Source organism: Membranihabitans marinus, from assembly GCF_021729155.1.
GTDB lineage: Bacteria > Bacteroidota > Bacteroidia > Chitinophagales > Saprospiraceae > Membranihabitans > Membranihabitans marinus.
Genome location: NZ_JAJQYA010000008.1, coordinates 102378 through 119662 on the forward strand (window position 1 = coordinate 102378; position 17285 = coordinate 119662).

Genomic DNA, 17285 nt, shown 5'->3' on the forward strand with positions numbered 1-17285 from the left:
AGAAACAAAAAAATGAAAATAAATGTAATGGGTTTACACGCCAAAAAAGCCAAATTAATATTGGCTTAACGTCGCTTAAGAGCTATAATTACCACTTTAAAGCGCTTTCATAAAAATTATAAAAATAGAAATAAACCTTGAAAATAACAATTCAACATAATACTATTACCTGTTTACCAACATATTACATAGTTAATAAAAAACCAATACAACAAAAACAAATGTTAAGACTTTACCCCCAACTCCTATCAAACTAAGATTAGATCAAAAAATCTTAACTTTTGAAAATAAAAATTTGTAATTTATTAATGAATTCGAAAGTAATTTCTAGATATGTTTGTTTTTTACAAACATTTAAAATAAGGACTACATTATCAAAAAACTACACACATACACCAAATTATAATTCATAATCCAACAAAACAAAACCACAAGCCACGGAAACACTAGTAAATGCCGATAACCAACTAAATAATTTGAGGAAAATCCAGAATAAAGATCAAAAACCTGAAAAAAACAAATCAATCAAAACAATAAATACTATCCAAATCAAAACTAATACTATTTTAACTTTTATTTCACATTGTTCACAACAACAATACAAATTAAATTAATCCCATTTTAGACTGTTTTAGCCACCGTAAATGGTGTGAATACAAGGCGATTTTATAGCCCATTAGCGACTGGCACCGGCTTGGTTACAACGTAATTCGTCATCCGACAATCTATGGCTTTGATCTGAATCACAGAGGTATTCAAATGGATTTGTCATGATTTTTGCAATTAGATATTGTGAAAATCATGATAAATCCATTTGTGGATCTAAAAATAATTAATTTCAACTTGGCAAAAATCCCGCCAAATCAACTTGGGATGACCGAGCGAAGTTGCTCCTTAGAGCAACCAAATGTCCTTAATGGACATTTGGCGAGGATGACCGAGCAAAGTGCGTAGCACCATTGATCCTAAATGGATCAATGGCGAGGATGACTGAATGCAGTTGCACAGAGTGCAACCCAATTGATTAAATATCAATTGGATGAAGGAACCGGAGCCACTGGCTCCGGCGTGACTGCCCTGTAATTCGTAAGGATTCAGCCACTGTGCTGCGAAAACACTGCATTTAAATTGACAGGTTTAAAAACTTGTCACAGTAATAATATTATTGCCTTGAGGTAACCACAGCCACTGGCTCCGGCTGTGAACGAGGAAAATGATTGCCCAAGAAACCGCAAGTAAGAAGCTACTGTCCTGCGACGCGACAACAACAAATAATGACCGCTATCGATTACTGATGGCTTTTGCTACCCGAGCGAAGTACAATAAACTTTCTTCTACCTCTGGTAAACTATTCTTCCAATTGTGCTCGTATTCCACAGAGATTGGACCTCGAAAGTTCTGGCGCTTCATTTCATTCATTACTCCTGCCACATTACTTACACCTGTGCCCCAAGGTACATCATGAGTTTTCTTGACATCAAATTCCTTTAGATCTTTAAAATGAAAACTAATTAATCGACCTTCCACTTTCTTTAAACATTCAACAGGATCCAAACCTGATCGCACCCAATGCCCAATATCGGCACAAACTCCGATCATCGAACTCTTGCCTTCCAATTGCTCCATCACCACATCTGGATGCCAATACTTTGAAGGTCGAGGATGATTGTGAATAGCCACTTTTATATTATACTTTTGAGCCAATTCATCAATCATCTTCAGATCTCTAAATTCTGGCTCAGAAGTCAAAACAGAAATTCCCAAATCCTGTGCGAATTCAAACAATTCTTCCCACTCCTGTTTTGATTTGGGAGAAGTCACCCCATAAGCATGAGCTTGAATTCCCTTTGACTTCAATAATTTCTTTAATAAATCCCTTTTTTCCTCAGTCATTTTAAAATCAGTACTGCCCTCAATACCGGCTCCAATTTTTTGACCACTATACAATTCTACATATTTTAATCCCACACTAGACAACTTATCCAGCGTCTGCTCTAAAGTAAATTCTTTAAAGGTATAAGCTTGAGAACCAATATTCCATCCCAAATTATAAGCTGCAGTATAATCTTGACCACTAACCGAAGAGCCAAACAATCCAATTACCATTAATAAAATCCACCTGTAAGTCATTATTGTATTTATATTTAATTTGAAAAAATCAATCTAAAATATGCAATATCTTTATAAATACAGCAATTACAAACAACAGATTAAGCAATATAACAAATAAAATTGCAAACATGAAAAAATCAGTTAAAGCGTTTATGTACTATCAAAAAACTTGGCAGTCAGAATTAAAAATATTGGTGGATATATACCGATCAACTAACCTATTAGAAGAAGTAAAATGGAACAGGCCCTGCTATTCACTGAAGGGCAAAAATGTAATTGGACTGGTAGCTTTTAATACGAATTACATTTTATAATGACGGTAAAGATTTTGAGAATATTTGAAGTTTGACGAGGCTATGACTGAACAGAATTGCTCTTTGAGCAATCAAAGGTCGTAAATCGACCTTTGATGAAGATGACCGAACAAAATGCGCAGCATCATTGATCCTAAATGGATCAATGGTGAGGGAACCGAAACCTCCGTGTTTCGGGTGGGTAGGCCACTGTGCCGAGGCGTGATTACCCTGGAATTCCTTGTTAAGATACTATCAATATAGCATAACGTCTTAATCCACAATATTTAAGTCGCAATGCATTGCGGCTCTACAATAAATCGAAAGATAACCGAGTAAAGTACGAAGTACTGAAGGTAGTAAATCTACCTTCAACGAGGATGATCGAGCTAAATCCGAAGGATCAAAGGTCGTAAATCGACCTTTGGCGAGGGAAACGAAACCTCCGTGTTTCGGGTGGGAAAGCCCCCCGTGTCGTGGGTGGGTAAGCTTATAAATTATAAATGTAATTCGTATTAAATCTTAATGGGAAAAGGCCTACACGATAAATACAAATAGCCCTTTCCGTTAGAAAAGGGCTATTCACAAATTCGTAGTAACTATATTTTACTCTTAATTTTCCTCGTTGTAATTCAAATCTTTATGGAAGGTCTCAGGCAATGTCCACAAGGCCAACAAAGCGAGGATGGTCGTAATGGCACCGACAATCAATGCACTATTGATTACACCCATTCCCGTCTTAAGAAATAAGAACATTGTAGTGATGGGTATTACCGCACCTCTTACAAAATTGGGCACCGTTGTAGCCACTGTCGCTCTGATATTGGTACCGAACAATTCGGCTGCCACGGTAATAAACAAAGTCCAATAACCATTGGCAAAACCCAACAAAGCACAAAGAAGATAGAAAACAAACACCGAAGTACTTGGCAACCATAAATAGATGACGGCAAAAACAAATGACAACACAATAAAGGCTCCAATAATTTTCTTTCTACTCTGATATCGCTGACTCAATATCCCACTCACTACATTACCCAGTGCTTGGAATGCAAAAGACAACATCACAGCAATCCCTGCATCTACAGGCTCATCCAATCCTATGGCTGCTCCTAATTCTGGAGAAAAAGTAATTAATACCCCTACCACAAACCAAATCGGAAATCCGATGACAATACTCTTTAAGTACTTAAAGAAACGCGCTCTATTGTTGAACAACAACATCACATTTCCTCTATCCACCTTCTTCTCCTTGGACTCCATAAACATTCCAGATTCAAACACTCTAAATCTCATAACCAATAAGACCAAGCCCATTACACCTCCTATAGAGTATGAAGCTCTCCAAGCAAATAATTCAGCTACAACATAAGCCAATATTGCTCCCAACACACCAAGTGTTGCCACTAAAGTAGTTCCATAACCGCGAATTTTCTTTGGCAAAATTTCACTAACTAAGGTAATACCTGCACCCAATTCACCTGCCAATCCAACACCGGCAATAAATCGCAATACCGCATATTGATTAAATGAAGTCACAAATCCGTTGGCTATATTGGCGAGAGAATAAATTAATATGGAACCAAACAGAACGGAAAGACGGCCCTTTTTATCTCCCAGTATACCCCAAAATATTCCTCCTATCAGCAATCCAGCCATCTGAAGATTGAGCAACATTACCCCATCTTCCAATAATTGGTCACCAGTTAAGCCCAAATCTGTCAAACTGGGCACCCGAACAATACTAAATAAGAACAAATCGTACATGTCTACCAAATACCCTAAGGCAGCCACTAGCACAGGCAGCCTCAACATGTGCTGCATCACTGTATAATTATCATATTTTGAGTCTATAGCAGAATTAATTTTTCCGTCTTCCATATCCATTATATTTTATATTCTATTAATTTAAAAAACTCCCTATCAAAGCCTTGCTATCGTCATACCACCATCAACCATGATGACTTGACCTGTAGAATAAGGGAAATATTTCAACGCCAATGCAGCGGCTGCCTTACCTATATCACTTGGCAATCCCCATCTTGGTTGAACAAACAATCCCTCCTCTATTAATGCATCGTATTTCTCCTTTACACCAGCCGTCATATCGGTCTTGATCACTCCCGGTCTAATTTCAAATACCGGTATATCGAATTCTCCCATTCGCACAGCAAACAATTGCGTCATCATAGCCATCCCCGATTTGGAAATACAGTATTCACCGCGATTGACCGACACCATATCTGTGGACACTGAGGACACATTGATAATACATCCTTCAAATCCAGAATCGGCATTGCGCTGTTCTATCATATAATTGGCCACAGCTTGGGTCAAAAAATATGGACCTTGAAGATTGATCTTCATTACGCGCTCATAGCTTTCCTCCGAGGCATCAAGAATATCTTTTCTCTCGCTAGGTGCCACTCCCGCATTGTTGACCAATACATTCAATCGTCCAAAACGCTCTTTAATTTTGGCCAAGATCGAAGCTCTGTCCTCAGTAGATGCCACATTGCCTTGACAATAAAGAACCTCAGCCCCTAGGTCTTGCAATTCTTTAATGGCCTCCGACACTGAAGATTCATCTCGCATTCCGTTGATGACAATGTCAAATTGATTTTTCGCTAACTCTAGGGCCACTCCAAAGCCTATCCCTCGACTGCCCCCTGTGATTAATGCTACTTTCTTCATGACCTATCGATATTGCTCCAAGTCCTCTACATCTACCCAAGCTCTTTTCTCCCAACTCTCCAATCCTTTGTCGGCTAATTGAACCCCCTTAGCTCCTTCCAACAAAGTGTATGGGAACGGTTCATCGATGACCACATGTCTTAAGAACATTTCCCACTGCACTTTAAATGCATTGTCGTAATGCTCCTGATCTGGCACCTTAGCCCAACCTTCATAAAAATTAATAGGCTGATCTACATCGGGATTCCAAATTGGCTTAGGGGTATTGCCATAATGCTGTATCCAACATTCACGCAAGCCCGCCACTGCAGAACCTTTGGTACCGTCTACTTGAAGTGTCAACAAATCATCTCGTCGAACTCTCACCGTCCAAGACGAATTGAAGTGAGCAATAACACCGCCCTCCAACTCAAATGTAGCATAGGCTGAATCATCAGCAGTCGCTTTATAGGTTTCTCCGTTTTCATCTACTCGCTCGGGGATATGGGTAGCTCCCAAACAAGAAACGGCCTTAACCTTGCCAAAAATATTATCCAATACATATCTCCAATGGCACAACATATCTACGATAATTCCTCCATCGGCTTCTTTCTTGTAATTCCAAGAAGGTCTTTGAGCTGGGATACTTTGTCCTTCAAATACCCAATACCCAAACTCTCCTCGTACAGATAAAATATCACCGAAGAATCCATTTTGAATCAATCGTTGAATCTTCATAAGACCGGGCAAGAACAACTTGTCTTGAACCACACCACTTTTCACACCTTGCTCCTTACAAAATTGGTATAAATCTAAGGCCGTAGCCGTATCGGTGGCTATGGGTTTTTCACAATAAATATGCTTGCCTACAGATGCAGCTCTTTTAACCGCATCAGCTCTGCGACCTGTGGTCTGAGCATCAAAATAAATTTGGTAATAATCGTCATTTAAGACATCGTCCAAATTCGTTGTATATTTTTCCAAATTAAACCTTTCGCAAAGCTTTTTCAATTTGGCTTTATTTCTACCGACCAATATGGGGTCAGGCATAATGACTTCATTGGGGCTGATAGCTACACCTCCCTGCTCAATAATGGCCACAATCGACCTCATCAAATGCTGATTTGTTCCCATTCGTCCTGTCACACCATTCATTATGACACCGACATGATGTATTTTAATCTCCTCACTCATATTTCTATTTTTTCTTAAGATTTATTTTTATATGCATTTATTATTTCCTGTAAAAAAACTTTTTGATCTTTCGCCCAATGCCGATTGGAGAAAATCTCAACCTCATTGTATCCGTTGAATCCAGCTTTTTCCACCCATGATCTAATCAAAGGCACATCGATACAGCCTTCTCCCATCAATCCGCGATCGTTGAGCATGTCGTCCAATGGAAATTTCCAATCACAAATGTGAAAAGCAAACAAATGACCATTGTCTCCGCATCTTTGAATTTCCTGTTCCAACCTGGGATCCCACCACAAATGAAAAACATCTACGGCTACACCGACCAAAGAGTGTCCGATGGCTTCAGCCATATCGTTGGCCTGAGTCATGGTATTGACTCCAGACCGAGTATCTGCATACATGGGATGCAAAGGCTCTATAGCTAGGCGAATATTATGTTGTTCGGCATAGGGCAAAACTGCTTCTATACCAGCTTGAATCTGATCTCTGGAAGCAGCCAGCGGAATATTGGGATTGGCTCCACAAACCAATACGATAAGTGGTGCTCCCAAGGCCGCGGCCTCATCTATGGCTCTCTTGTTGTCATCGATGGCTTCCTGTCTTTGAGCTGCAGTATCTGCAGGAAAGAATCCTCCGCGACATAGGGAAACGACGTCCAATCCATTGGAACGGATTCGATCTCCAGTAGCCGTAATATCTCTACCTTCTAATGTATTTCTCCATACGGTAATACCTCCTACACCAGCAGCCGAAAATTCGTCAATAGATTGTTCGATTTCCCAAGGCTTCGTCGTAATGGTATGCACGCACAACTTCGAAGTATCTGTTAATTTATTTATCATTAATCTACTATTTTACACTGCTGAAAAAAGTATAATAAGGCTTACTATCTATCAATCTTGATACATATAACGCTACCTCTCGAGCGTGATAATCACCCCACATACTGGCTTCTCCATAAGGAATTTTCGCACCTGGATAGACATAATCCCATCCATTGGGTCGGTGATAAATAGAGTGTAAAATAAGACCTTGATGATTGGGATCTGTACTCAAATACGGCTCTGTAAACAAAGTATCCAATATGGTCAAACCTGCCTGCCAGTATTTGTTTGCACTTTCTGGATCTGATGAAAGCAAATATTTACCCAATCTCAAAAACCCTTGAGCAGATATCGCTGCTGCGGAACTATCCACAGGCTCAAAATCATTGAATGGATCAGCTGGTCGGTTGAGGTAATCACCCAACTTATGCAAGTCCGGTGCTCCAGTATCCCAATAAGGTATACCGTCGGTTGGCGTATGCGCTATATAAAAATCACAGGTTGCTTTGGCCGCCTTTAAGAAGGTTTCTTTAATGGATTCCTTTCCACCCAACTCAGCTAAACTCTCTTCAGACAAGGTATCCAAATATTCTAATTGTTCACCAAAACCAGCGATCGCCCATGCCAAACCTCTCGTCCATGTTGTAAATCCAGTATATCCCTGTTGCGAATTGGGACATCTAAATCGACCATCATTGGTATTGAATACTGACTCATGAGCAGTACGTCCCCAAATATCGTAATCGTCTCTACCTTCACCATAATATACGGAATACTTGGCCGTGGCTTCTGAATGCAAAATCGCTCGCTTCAACAGACTCGTTCTACTATCGTTTTCGCCCATCAATGCAAACCCAAGCTCATGACTGACCAATAGCGCACGTACGGTTCTGATGGTATCTACAAAAAGCGAATGCGGTCCGTTAAATGAATACATATATCCTCCATCGGGAATGTCAGTCCAGCGATGAGCTTGAACTGCACCGGTCAACTTCAATGCCAATTCATAAAAGTTTTGCTCCCATTGATTGTGAGGGATGCGACCTTCCTTCATCAGACGCAACAAATTACCGTATGTACTCACATTATTGAAACCGTGATCGTGAACACCAAAATGCCCTACATGTTCGGCCATTTTATCAACGGTAGACTCTCGTCCAAATTCGAGGAATTCCTCATTACCCGTTTGATCAAATTGAAGTATGGCGGATCCAAATTCGAAGCCCTGAGTCCATTCTGTCCACCCTCTGGTCGTGTATTTTCCATTGGCAGTAAAAACAGGAGACCCTTGGTTGTGGTCGTATTCCTTTTGAATCAATTGGATTTTTTGTCCTGACAAATCCCAAAACAGATCTAATTTTTGACTCAGATCATTAATCGTCAATTCCTCTCTTATTCGCATTATTTGTATTGTTTAAATTCGATAACCAAAAATATTATTTTATTTCATTATAAACGGGTACTTTTCATGTCAATGATGGTACTTATCGCGCATTCTATTCCTAAAACTAGTTGGTGAAAATCCCGTTTTCTTCTTAAATATTCGACTGAAGTAGGATGGGTCTTCAAAACTCAATTCAAAAGCGACCTCCTTACTTGTTTTCTCTGTAAATATCAGCAATCTCTTGGCTTCTAAAACGATGCGGTGCAACACCAATTCACTGGCATTGAGTCCTGTCAATTTTTTGCAACATCGATTGAGATGACCGGGAGTAATATTTAACAATTGACTGTATTCCTGAACCTGATGCATGGTTCTGAAATGCTGATCCACCTTGTTCTTAAACTTCTCAACCAGCTTCAAAACACTGCCTTCCGGTTGACTATCGTCCAAGCGCAATAGTGAATAATAGTGCTTGCATTTATTTAGAATAATCATTATATAAGACCGAACTATATCCCTGGCGTAATCTCCCATTTCGTGTTGGTCGACTTCTATCCCTTCAACCAATTGCAAAATTCTGCGATACTCCTCGATATCGAGTTGCAAAATTTGATTGCCTTGCACGGGATTAAAAAAATCTAAGGAATTCAATCCAACTGGTAAATATTGATCATTTTCTAATAAAAAAGAACCCGTAAAGGCTAGTACAAAACCTTGATTTTCTGCCTTTCCAGCAATCCGATGAACCTGGCCAGGTGATATAAAATGAATACTGCGCTCCTTAATTTCATAAGACTGAAAATCGATTTCATGAACCCCACCTCCTTTGGTAAAAAAACATACTTCATAAAATTTATGTCTATGAGGCACTGAAGTTTCTCCAGGCATAGAGGTCAACTTCTTATTGTAAGCATATTCACCTTTTAAATGATACAACTTAAAATCAAAACCTTGACTTCTGTCTTCGGGAAGGTGATGAACTGGGATTATTTTCTTTTTATTTTCTCCGGATTTCATTTTCTCAATTCCATTGTTTCACCGCTAAAAAAATTTCTCGTTTACATATCTGCAAACATGGCTTCATAATGAGGTATAGGTGAAAAAATACCACCACTCTTTTCAAAAAATTCTGATTTTGTCGGAAAGACTCCATCCACAGGTTTTACCCAACTCGCATTGGGCATAGGGTGATAGGTCATCAATTTATCCCAATGTTTATAATATTGATGCCCATTGGCCTCTTGCAATCCGACCGATATATCGGGAAATGATGAGAGTCGAGCTGCTACATTTTTATTCCATTCAATCAATATCGGATTAACGGTTAAATCAGCACAAAAGCAGGGTATATCTTTTTCAAAAGCCAACTGGGTAATTTTCATAGTCATACTCAGTGTCTTGGCTATGGCTTTTACGGCAAATGCAGTATAACCCAATTCGATTCGATGTGCAGCATCTTCTACGGTGTGGGCACTTTCATCAGCTGCCACTCGTATCCCTATGTCACCTACATATTCCTGATTGGACTCGGGAAAGGGTTCTTCGATGACTGCGAGTTGATCAAAAGCACCTATTTTCTTGGCGTGATCTACAAATCTGAGCAAGGTTTCTTTTTTATGATATCGTCCATTGGCATCAAAGTAGTACGGGATCTTCCCATCTGCAGTATGAGGAGTCTCGATATGGCCTATGGTTTGGTGTACTGCGGTCAAAAATGCTTTATCTTTTTCTAGCATTTCCCGCTGGCTTCCCGGTGCCCCGGTTTTTAATTTCATTATAAAATATCCCTCTGCAGCAGCTTCAGCCAACTTTGAAGCCGGCGTACCTACGGGAAAAGAAGGGATACTGGCCACACCAGCCTGACGATATCCCAACCCTGGTCTATAGGCCTTGGGAATCATATCATCAAATGTCGTTATGCCATTTTCAGCTGCATAAAGCAACCACGCCGCGTTGTCCACAGCTACCAAAGCGTTGAGTGCAAAGGTTTTTCTCAAATCTGAATTTTGCGTTATCGTCTGAGCATAGGCATAAACTTCGGGAAACATTTCATCCAATAAATCTACAGGATTGTAAAACGAACGTCCTTTTAGTTGTTGCAAGGCCCATTCCGTCACAGCATACATCAGTGCATTGCCACCTGCTTCAGAGTGAGCCTCAGCCACACTGGCATCGGACCACAAAACACCTTGAGTGCCAATACCTACTTTTTTAATTCCACTTTCACTCTTAAGGCAGGCTATAGACTGCCAACTATCGGTAATTGCCCCCCCTTTAAATCGGTATGGATTCAGTGATTCTCTTTCAAAATTAGAACCTACAGCAACAATGGTAATTTTTTTCGTAGGAGTATTTGAAAATTTTAAAATATCTAGAGGCCATGCAGATGCGGCAGATGCGGCCGTTGACAATCGAATAAAATCTCTCCTCTCCATATTTGTTATTTTACGAATTAAAAAATCACTCCTCCTAACCCTATATTTCCCTCTAAAAATGCATATAACTATACCGACGCCCACAGTTCACGTGCTCTATCCAAATCTCTTTGCATGGCACTGTATACTTTATGTGGTGGAATATCTATTTTAAAAGCACCGTGATTGGCACCTCCCAATTCATATTCAAAATGCATAGACATGGGCACATTGATATTATTGGCTTTCAACCATTTGAAATAGGATGCAAAATCGACCATACCCTCGCCAAAGGGTGTATTAATGGCTCTCCACTTATTATTGACTTGTCCCCATTTAAAATCTTTCAACACTAAAGTATCAATCTTGGGCGCTATCAGTCTCAATCCATTTTCCCAAGACAATCCCCCTTCTACTACAGCATGGCGAATATCGTATTGAACGCTATAATGGTCGTTTTTCACTTTGTCAAGAATATCGTATAATTCCCAAATCGAAGCCCCCATTCTAGTACCGGCATGATTTTGGTAACACCCCACCAAATCGTATTTGGCATTTAACTTTGACAACTTTACAGCCTGTTTCTGATAATATTTAATATCTTCTGGGATAGTAGAATCTTTTCGGTAACTGAAATAACCTGTTCGATAATACTTTAATTCCAATTCAGAGGCTGCTTGCAAAATTGCTTCTGTATGATCCTCATCCACATTTTCTATTCTCGTAGTCATCATGGTAGACAAGAGTCCAGCTGAACGAATGGCTTTAACGGCTTTTGGCAAATCTCGCCCTACATTCTCGGGCAAGACATGTCCTTTGGGCCGCACCGTCAGATCAATGCCATCAAAGCCTAAGGCCTTGGCTTGACCAGCCATATTTTCATAATTTAAAAATTGCAAGTGCTTTGAAAACACGTGAACCTCAATACCATTGTTTGACTGATTCTTCGATCCAATATTGCCCATGACATTCACCATTGGCAACATAGCTCCTACCACTGCTGTATTTTTTAGAAATTGTCTTCTAGGATAACCATATATTTTTGGAATCTTATTTGCCATGACTCTAATGTTTTGAAAGTGATTGAATATACAAGGTCAACGATTCGATATCTGTATCTGAAAGAATTCCTACAAATGAAGGCATCTCTGAATCATACCCTTCCACGACCTCCAAATCAGGTGTAAGGATAGAAGATCGGATATATTCAGCATCTGCCTTTCTACTGCTCCCATCATTGAAAGTTCGAGTACTTCCAAATAGATCTTGGAAAGGAGGACCATACATTCCCTTAGTCACTGTTCCCGATGAGTGGCAGCCAATACAAGCCATATTTTTAAAGATTGCCTCACCTTTGGCAATAGATGGTTTTTCCTCTGATTTAGACTCAATATCCAATTGACTGATATCTATATTAAGATCACCTATTTCCACATCTCCAAAACCCAATTCCTCCAAGGCCAATGGCTCCAAATCATTGACGGTCAACCAAAATTCATCTTCAATCGCCTGACCATTGGACGTCAATCGATAATCGATTTCCATTTGCATTACCTCATTCATATTGGGAACAACCAAAAGAACAGACTTGCCATCTTCCGACAAATGAGAGGCCAACACAGGAATCACATCCTGACCAGGGCTACCATCCATTTTAAAATAACCTGATCCATATTCTTCAGTTCGATCATAATTCCATCTTTTCACTATAAAATTACCGGGATTTTCTGCCATTTCTTCGTCCAATTCATTTTCGAATTGCAATATAACCCCTTGCTGACCAGCTTTAAAACCTTCTGGCAAATAGAACTCAGCTCCAGTGTATCGCAATCTCAACATAGCACTCACCACCTTGGATTTTGATCCCCATAGGTTAAACCCAGCTACATACAACTGACCATCCACGGGATTCATCACCCCTTTGTTGGTCGGTGCAGGATAATACCCTGGCAAATAAGAGATCCCTCCCTGTACATCATTCGAGGTACTGTCCAACAAGACCCTAAACAATCCGGGTCTACCAAATGACAAGTGGATTAAATCATCTTGAAGAGGGCCCATTTTATCGCCTGTGATCCATACCTGCCCCAATCCCGATTGATCTACATTGTGTGGCACCCACAACAATGGTTTGGTGATGGCTGGAGTATCCAATCTATGCGTAGTCGATGGCACACCATAATAATCTCCTTCATTGATCAACATTATAGGGGAGGAAGGCACGTAATTACCTTGTTGATCCGAAGCGGTCAAATATCCTGTCTTGGGATTCATCCCCAAATAAGGCCCTCTAAATCCGCTGGCATATTGAGTAACCGTCTTGCCATCAGATGAAATCTTGAGCACGGTTCCATCTTGATTCGAGCCCACTCTAAATCCTTTTGTGGCTAGGGGTGAAAATTTTGGCCCCGCATTTAAAGTTCCCCCTTTGGCTACAAAAATGCTGCCATCTGGAGCTAAAACCATATCGGCTGCCCACTCTCTCGATTCTATAGATTGCTCCATTAGGTTACAAAAGTTTTTATAATAATCAGCCACTCCATCGCCATTCAAATCGTGCAATTGAATAATCCCATCTTTTCCAAATACGTGAATCATCTCATTTATTACAACCACACTCATCGGTTCATATAATCCAGATGCAAAACGCGTCCATTTTATCTCAGTCAAATCTCCATCCATGCCTTCAGCCAACCACACATCTCCAGAAAACGTTACCACAGCAGCACGACCATCTTCGAAGAAGTCTATATCGGCAGCTCTAAAGTTCCTCTTCCAAGGATTGGGCAAGGGCAAAATTATTTCGTCAGACACATAAGCCGCCGTATCTGGTGACAATTTGCCTTTGGTATATACCGCTTCAGTCCAATATGGAGATCCGCCTTTATCAAAGACTGGTTTTTCCACTTTTATAGTATCCAAACTGGCTTCGAATGCAGGTAGGTTCGCTACATCTCCACTCCAAATGACAAGGGTCTGATTGGTCTTTTTATTTGTTTTTTCAAATTGAGCAGCGAGAAACCGTTGATCTTTATGTAAAAGTGAAATATCTGAACTACCATTGAGAATTGCAACTGCAGTAACGGTATCCTGTTCTGGTCCAGAGTACAAATACACACGACCTTCTTTCTCCTCAACATTACTCCCATCCAATACTTCAGCTAGATTAAGGAATAAATCTTGACTTTGATCCTCTATAGAAATAGTTCTCAAAAAGCCTACCTGATTGCCAAAAGCATAACTACCAGGCATTTCTTCAATTTTGGCACCAGCTACCTCATAATTCATCATTACGCGATGGCCGTTTACATATACACCTTGCCAAGCGGCTTGGTCTGGAGGTATTGGTCCCCATTTAAATCCCCCCTCTCGCATATTGGGTTTCCGCGGATCTTCATGGGCAAAGGCTTTTGTCGTCCACCCAGGATACATCCCGGTCGCCATCTGAGGTTGACCTTTGACCAAAGGTATTCGATTCTTTTTATTAAAAAAGTCTTCATAGGAAACATGTGCCATCCCTAGCAAGTCCAAAAACTCACCGGTCCACGCCACCGACCATCTGAGCAAATCTGTATCAAACGAAGCATAAGCCTCATTGCCCAGCTGTACAGTTAATCCTCTTACCACGGCATTGTCACCGGGATATCTCTCCCCCAATTCTCTCAAATCGATAGATGCAGTAATAAAAGGAAAATCGCTCTCTACAAAGGGAGCTAATTGTAGAGAATCAAAATGATTCTCTACGATAACATCATGAACTTCTTGTTTACAAGACGTCATCGTGAAGATGAAACTAAGTCCCAAACAAATACTAAGAAAAAATTTAGAAAGGCGATGACTCATTGATGATTTTTGATTCATATTACAATTAACTAATGATTTTGAGGTAAATTTTAAACACATTAACGACGGAGAAACAAGTATTTATACATCTTCCCATTCAACTTCAATATTCACTCCTAAATTATGAAAATGAAATATTTGACTATTAAAATATACTTAGAACCCCTAGTCACCAAAAATATTATTTGCCAACTATAAAAAAAAGTACAATTCCTGTTATTTATGGTACATTTCAAACATAGCACAATTCCATAAATTTAGCAACATCCCAATATAGCAAGTATTCTTAGTTTAATATATGAAATGTATGGTATTTCTTAAACATAGCCAGATTGTGTCAAATAACGAGAATGCAAGCGATTATCAACATCTAATCCAGCCTTGACCACAGGATATTTAACTAGTAATCTATGGAATAGTCTCGCTCCACTTAGGAAGTAATCCCTTTGTAAAAAGGTCCTATTACCAAATGCGTTTACAATGACGGATAAGATTGCTAATGACTGAACGAAATACTAATTGCTAATCTAATAATGAAGTTGCTCTTTGAGCAACTACATTCAGTCGTGCTCTTCGCTCGTTCATCCGCTGCGGCATGACTAGTATTTATGAAAACAGACGGTGTGGTTTTGATATTAAAAGATAAGAATATGTGTCAGGAATTCACCCGATTCTAATATGTCGCCCCTAGAGGACTTCTTTATAAAATATCTATCATAAATGCAATTGGTATATCACCTCTATAGACAATCCATTTCAGTACTACAACTATCCCCCAATGGTAAACTTATGTAAAAAAGGAGTGTAACCCGTCAAATACACCGATTTTCCGTTTTGCTTCGGCAACATACCCCGCATCTGAGCCCAACGATGTTCCACCTTTCCGGGGCCAAAAACGATTTCATCATGACCAACAGTATACCGTGCTTCCTCCGAAGTGAGAAAATAACTATCCTCTGCCATCTCATCGACCTCTACCCCACTCAACAATCCTCCAGCACGAAAATTCAATTCACAAGATACAGGTACATTATCTGTTCCCGATATACTCATTTCTATGGTCAATACACCATTATTTTCCTCAATGACGACTTCGTAATTCATGGTCTGCTTCTCTGACATCTCCCTCTTGCTTCGAGGGTATTCATGCCAGCCATCCACCCCAGTCCGATACTCCTTTGGAATGGGTTGAAAATATCCATGAGTGACTGACCTTGATAATACAATCCTATTGCCTTCTATTTTCATGTTTTCAGGAACAAACTGCCCCAAACCACCATAGAATGCAGCGCTCAATCGCATGGATTGCAAGACACTAGCTCCATTCATATAGACCAAAAAAGTAGGATTTTTACCTATCACAGATATATCTTTCTCTTGCCTTCTGATGCGCAATAAGCCGGACACCTTAAAATGTTTAAAATAATCCTGTGATATGGGTTGAGGCTCCACAACTTTTTGTCGATATATATCATCTGCGATTAAATCTGGAACCAAACTCAACACACTCTGCAAATTTTGATTTTCTATTAATTGACACACCGCTGCGTACTGAGGATTATTATCCTTTATCGCAAAATACCGGTACTGCAAATAATATCGAAACACATAGGCCTCAAAAGCTTTGTCTTGCCGATCAGAAGCTTCAGTTAACACTTCTCCTCCAGGCTGGATATAATACATGGACATATCCAAATTCTTTCGCGCAACATCGAATAATGCTGGCCGATTTAAATGTCGACCAATCGTGGTAAACATATGATTACATATCGGAGAATACACCCCTACACTTCGCTCTGCATATTGCCCATCTTCATCTTGATCGATACCTTCAGACAACCACTCCTCGATGCGATCAACGTATTTCTGTTTTTTATCAATAGAATACAGACAAGCCAATGCCGAGGAAACCACCCACCTGTGATTAGCGGTGTGGATCCCCCCTACCGACAGACACTTACCCGCTCTGATTAAAAAAGTATATATATTCTCAATACTACGATTCAGAGAAGACAGTGAAGCCATTTTCAACATCTTATATACCGGCACAAAATCATTGACAATAAAAGCCGTATCTGGAGTAGAATGAAAATTGGTGGAATACAGATCGATGCTACCATCCTCGTATTGAATGCGCAACATACAAGCAGTCGCTCTTTCCAATGCCTCCCTTAAATATTTATTATTGTAATAATCCGAGTCCTTGTTCGACAAAGCGATGGCTGCTCGCATAATCATGGAAGCCGTACTATGAGCATTGGGGATTTCATATTGATTCATTGAGCCTCCAGCCCATTCTCCTTTATCCTCACTCAACTGACGAGACAACATTAAGGCAATCCCCTTGTCATTAAGAGCAATCAATCGAGTCAATAAATCGTCATATTGCAACAGAGGTTTTGCCGATTCGCTATCTGACAAACTCGTAAATGGGAATAAAGACAAGGCAGTCATCCCAAAGGTTGATTGCTGAAGAAAGGTTCTCCGTTGTACCGACATAGTATTATATTTTTATCCAAAAAAATTGATTATTTTTCAAGAAAAT

12 protein-coding genes are annotated in these 17285 nt (G+C 39.9%); 1 reads left to right on the forward strand and 11 read right to left on the reverse strand.

Going from position 1 to position 17285, the window contains the following annotated elements; genetic code table 11:
- Positions 1–1281: 1281 nt before the first annotated feature.
- Entirely contained in the window at positions 1282–2130 is an 849-nt protein-coding gene (locus LVD51_RS07280; protein ID WP_236970549.1) for a sugar phosphate isomerase/epimerase family protein, read from the reverse strand.
- Positions 2131–2240: 110 nt separating this feature from the next.
- Between LVD51_RS07280 and LVD51_RS07285 the strand changes: the two genes are divergently transcribed.
- Complete coding sequence (locus LVD51_RS07285; RefSeq protein WP_236970550.1) at positions 2241–2426, forward strand: DUF1801 domain-containing protein; 186 nt, start codon at positions 2241–2243, stop codon at positions 2424–2426.
- 591 nt (positions 2427–3017) lie between these two features.
- On the opposite strand, the gene LVD51_RS07290 is transcribed toward LVD51_RS07285, so the two are convergent.
- The 10 genes from LVD51_RS07290 to LVD51_RS07335 all read right to left on the reverse strand — a co-directional run bounded on the left by LVD51_RS07290 (position 3018) and on the right by LVD51_RS07335 (position 17239).
- On the reverse strand, positions 3018–4286 hold the full coding sequence (locus LVD51_RS07290) for an MFS transporter (protein WP_236970551.1): 1269 nt from the start codon (positions 4284–4286) through the stop codon (positions 3018–3020).
- A 42-nt stretch (positions 4287–4328) separates the two neighbouring features.
- The gene (locus LVD51_RS07295; RefSeq protein WP_236970552.1) at positions 4329–5099 is read right to left on the reverse strand and encodes a 3-ketoacyl-ACP reductase; all 771 of its coding nucleotides are present in this window, start codon (positions 5097–5099) and stop codon (positions 4329–4331) included.
- Between the two features lie 3 nt (positions 5100–5102).
- Entirely contained in the window at positions 5103–6272 is a 1170-nt protein-coding gene (locus tag LVD51_RS07300) for a Gfo/Idh/MocA family protein (protein WP_236970553.1), read from the reverse strand.
- A gap of 14 nt (positions 6273–6286) precedes the next feature.
- Entirely contained in the window at positions 6287–7117 is an 831-nt protein-coding gene (locus LVD51_RS07305; protein WP_236970554.1) for a sugar phosphate isomerase/epimerase family protein, read from the reverse strand.
- Positions 7118–7124: 7 nt separating this feature from the next.
- Positions 7125–8501 carry a glycosyl hydrolase gene (locus LVD51_RS07310; protein ID WP_236970555.1) on the reverse strand — a complete coding sequence of 459 codons (1377 nt, stop codon included), beginning with the start codon at positions 8499–8501 and terminating at the stop codon, positions 7125–7127.
- Between the two features lie 69 nt (positions 8502–8570).
- Positions 8571–9500 (reverse strand): AraC family transcriptional regulator, encoded by a 930-nt coding sequence (locus tag LVD51_RS07315; RefSeq protein ID WP_236970556.1) that lies wholly within the window; start codon positions 9498–9500, stop codon positions 8571–8573.
- 41 nt (positions 9501–9541) lie between these two features.
- On the reverse strand, positions 9542–10918 hold the full coding sequence (locus LVD51_RS07320; RefSeq protein WP_236970557.1) for a mandelate racemase/muconate lactonizing enzyme family protein: 1377 nt from the start codon (positions 10916–10918) through the stop codon (positions 9542–9544).
- Between the two features lie 68 nt (positions 10919–10986).
- Positions 10987–11958 (reverse strand): sugar phosphate isomerase/epimerase family protein, encoded by a 972-nt coding sequence (locus tag LVD51_RS07325; protein WP_236970558.1) that lies wholly within the window; start codon positions 11956–11958, stop codon positions 10987–10989.
- Between the two features lie 4 nt (positions 11959–11962).
- Positions 11963–14740 carry a DUF6797 domain-containing protein gene (locus LVD51_RS07330; RefSeq protein ID WP_236970559.1) on the reverse strand — a complete coding sequence of 926 codons (2778 nt, stop codon included), beginning with the start codon at positions 14738–14740 and terminating at the stop codon, positions 11963–11965.
- Between the two features lie 768 nt (positions 14741–15508).
- Positions 15509–17239, reverse strand: a complete 1731-nt coding sequence (locus tag LVD51_RS07335) for a prenyltransferase/squalene oxidase repeat-containing protein (RefSeq protein ID WP_236970560.1) — start codon at positions 17237–17239, stop codon at positions 15509–15511.
- Positions 17240–17285 lie beyond the last annotated feature (46 nt).

Excerpts from the sequence above, each read along its gene's own strand:
- LVD51_RS07320 (WP_236970557.1), bottom strand. The coding sequence starts at position 10,918 with ATGGAGAGGAGAGATTTTATTCGATTGTCAACGGCCGCATCTGCCGCA.
- LVD51_RS07315 (WP_236970556.1), bottom strand. The coding sequence starts at position 9,500 with ATGAAATCCGGAGAAAATAAAAAGAAAATAATCCCAGTTCATCACCTT.
- LVD51_RS07305 (WP_236970554.1), bottom strand. The coding sequence starts at position 7,117 with ATGATAAATAAATTAACAGATACTTCGAAGTTGTGCGTGCATACCATT.
- LVD51_RS07290 (WP_236970551.1), bottom strand. The coding sequence starts at position 4,286 with ATGGAAGACGGAAAAATTAATTCTGCTATAGACTCAAAATATGATAAT.
- LVD51_RS07310 (WP_236970555.1), bottom strand. The coding sequence starts at position 8,501 with ATGCGAATAAGAGAGGAATTGACGATTAATGATCTGAGTCAAAAATTA.
- LVD51_RS07335 (WP_236970560.1), bottom strand. The coding sequence starts at position 17,239 with ATGTCGGTACAACGGAGAACCTTTCTTCAGCAATCAACCTTTGGGATG.
- LVD51_RS07330 (WP_236970559.1), bottom strand. The coding sequence starts at position 14,740 with ATGAGTCATCGCCTTTCTAAATTTTTTCTTAGTATTTGTTTGGGACTT.
- LVD51_RS07300 (WP_236970553.1), bottom strand. The coding sequence starts at position 6,272 with ATGAGTGAGGAGATTAAAATACATCATGTCGGTGTCATAATGAATGGT.
- LVD51_RS07285 (WP_236970550.1), top strand. The coding sequence starts at position 2,241 with ATGAAAAAATCAGTTAAAGCGTTTATGTACTATCAAAAAACTTGGCAG.
- LVD51_RS07280 (WP_236970549.1), bottom strand. The coding sequence starts at position 2,130 with ATGACTTACAGGTGGATTTTATTAATGGTAATTGGATTGTTTGGCTCT.
- LVD51_RS07325 (WP_236970558.1), bottom strand. The coding sequence starts at position 11,958 with ATGGCAAATAAGATTCCAAAAATATATGGTTATCCTAGAAGACAATTT.
- LVD51_RS07295 (WP_236970552.1), bottom strand. The coding sequence starts at position 5,099 with ATGAAGAAAGTAGCATTAATCACAGGGGGCAGTCGAGGGATAGGCTTT.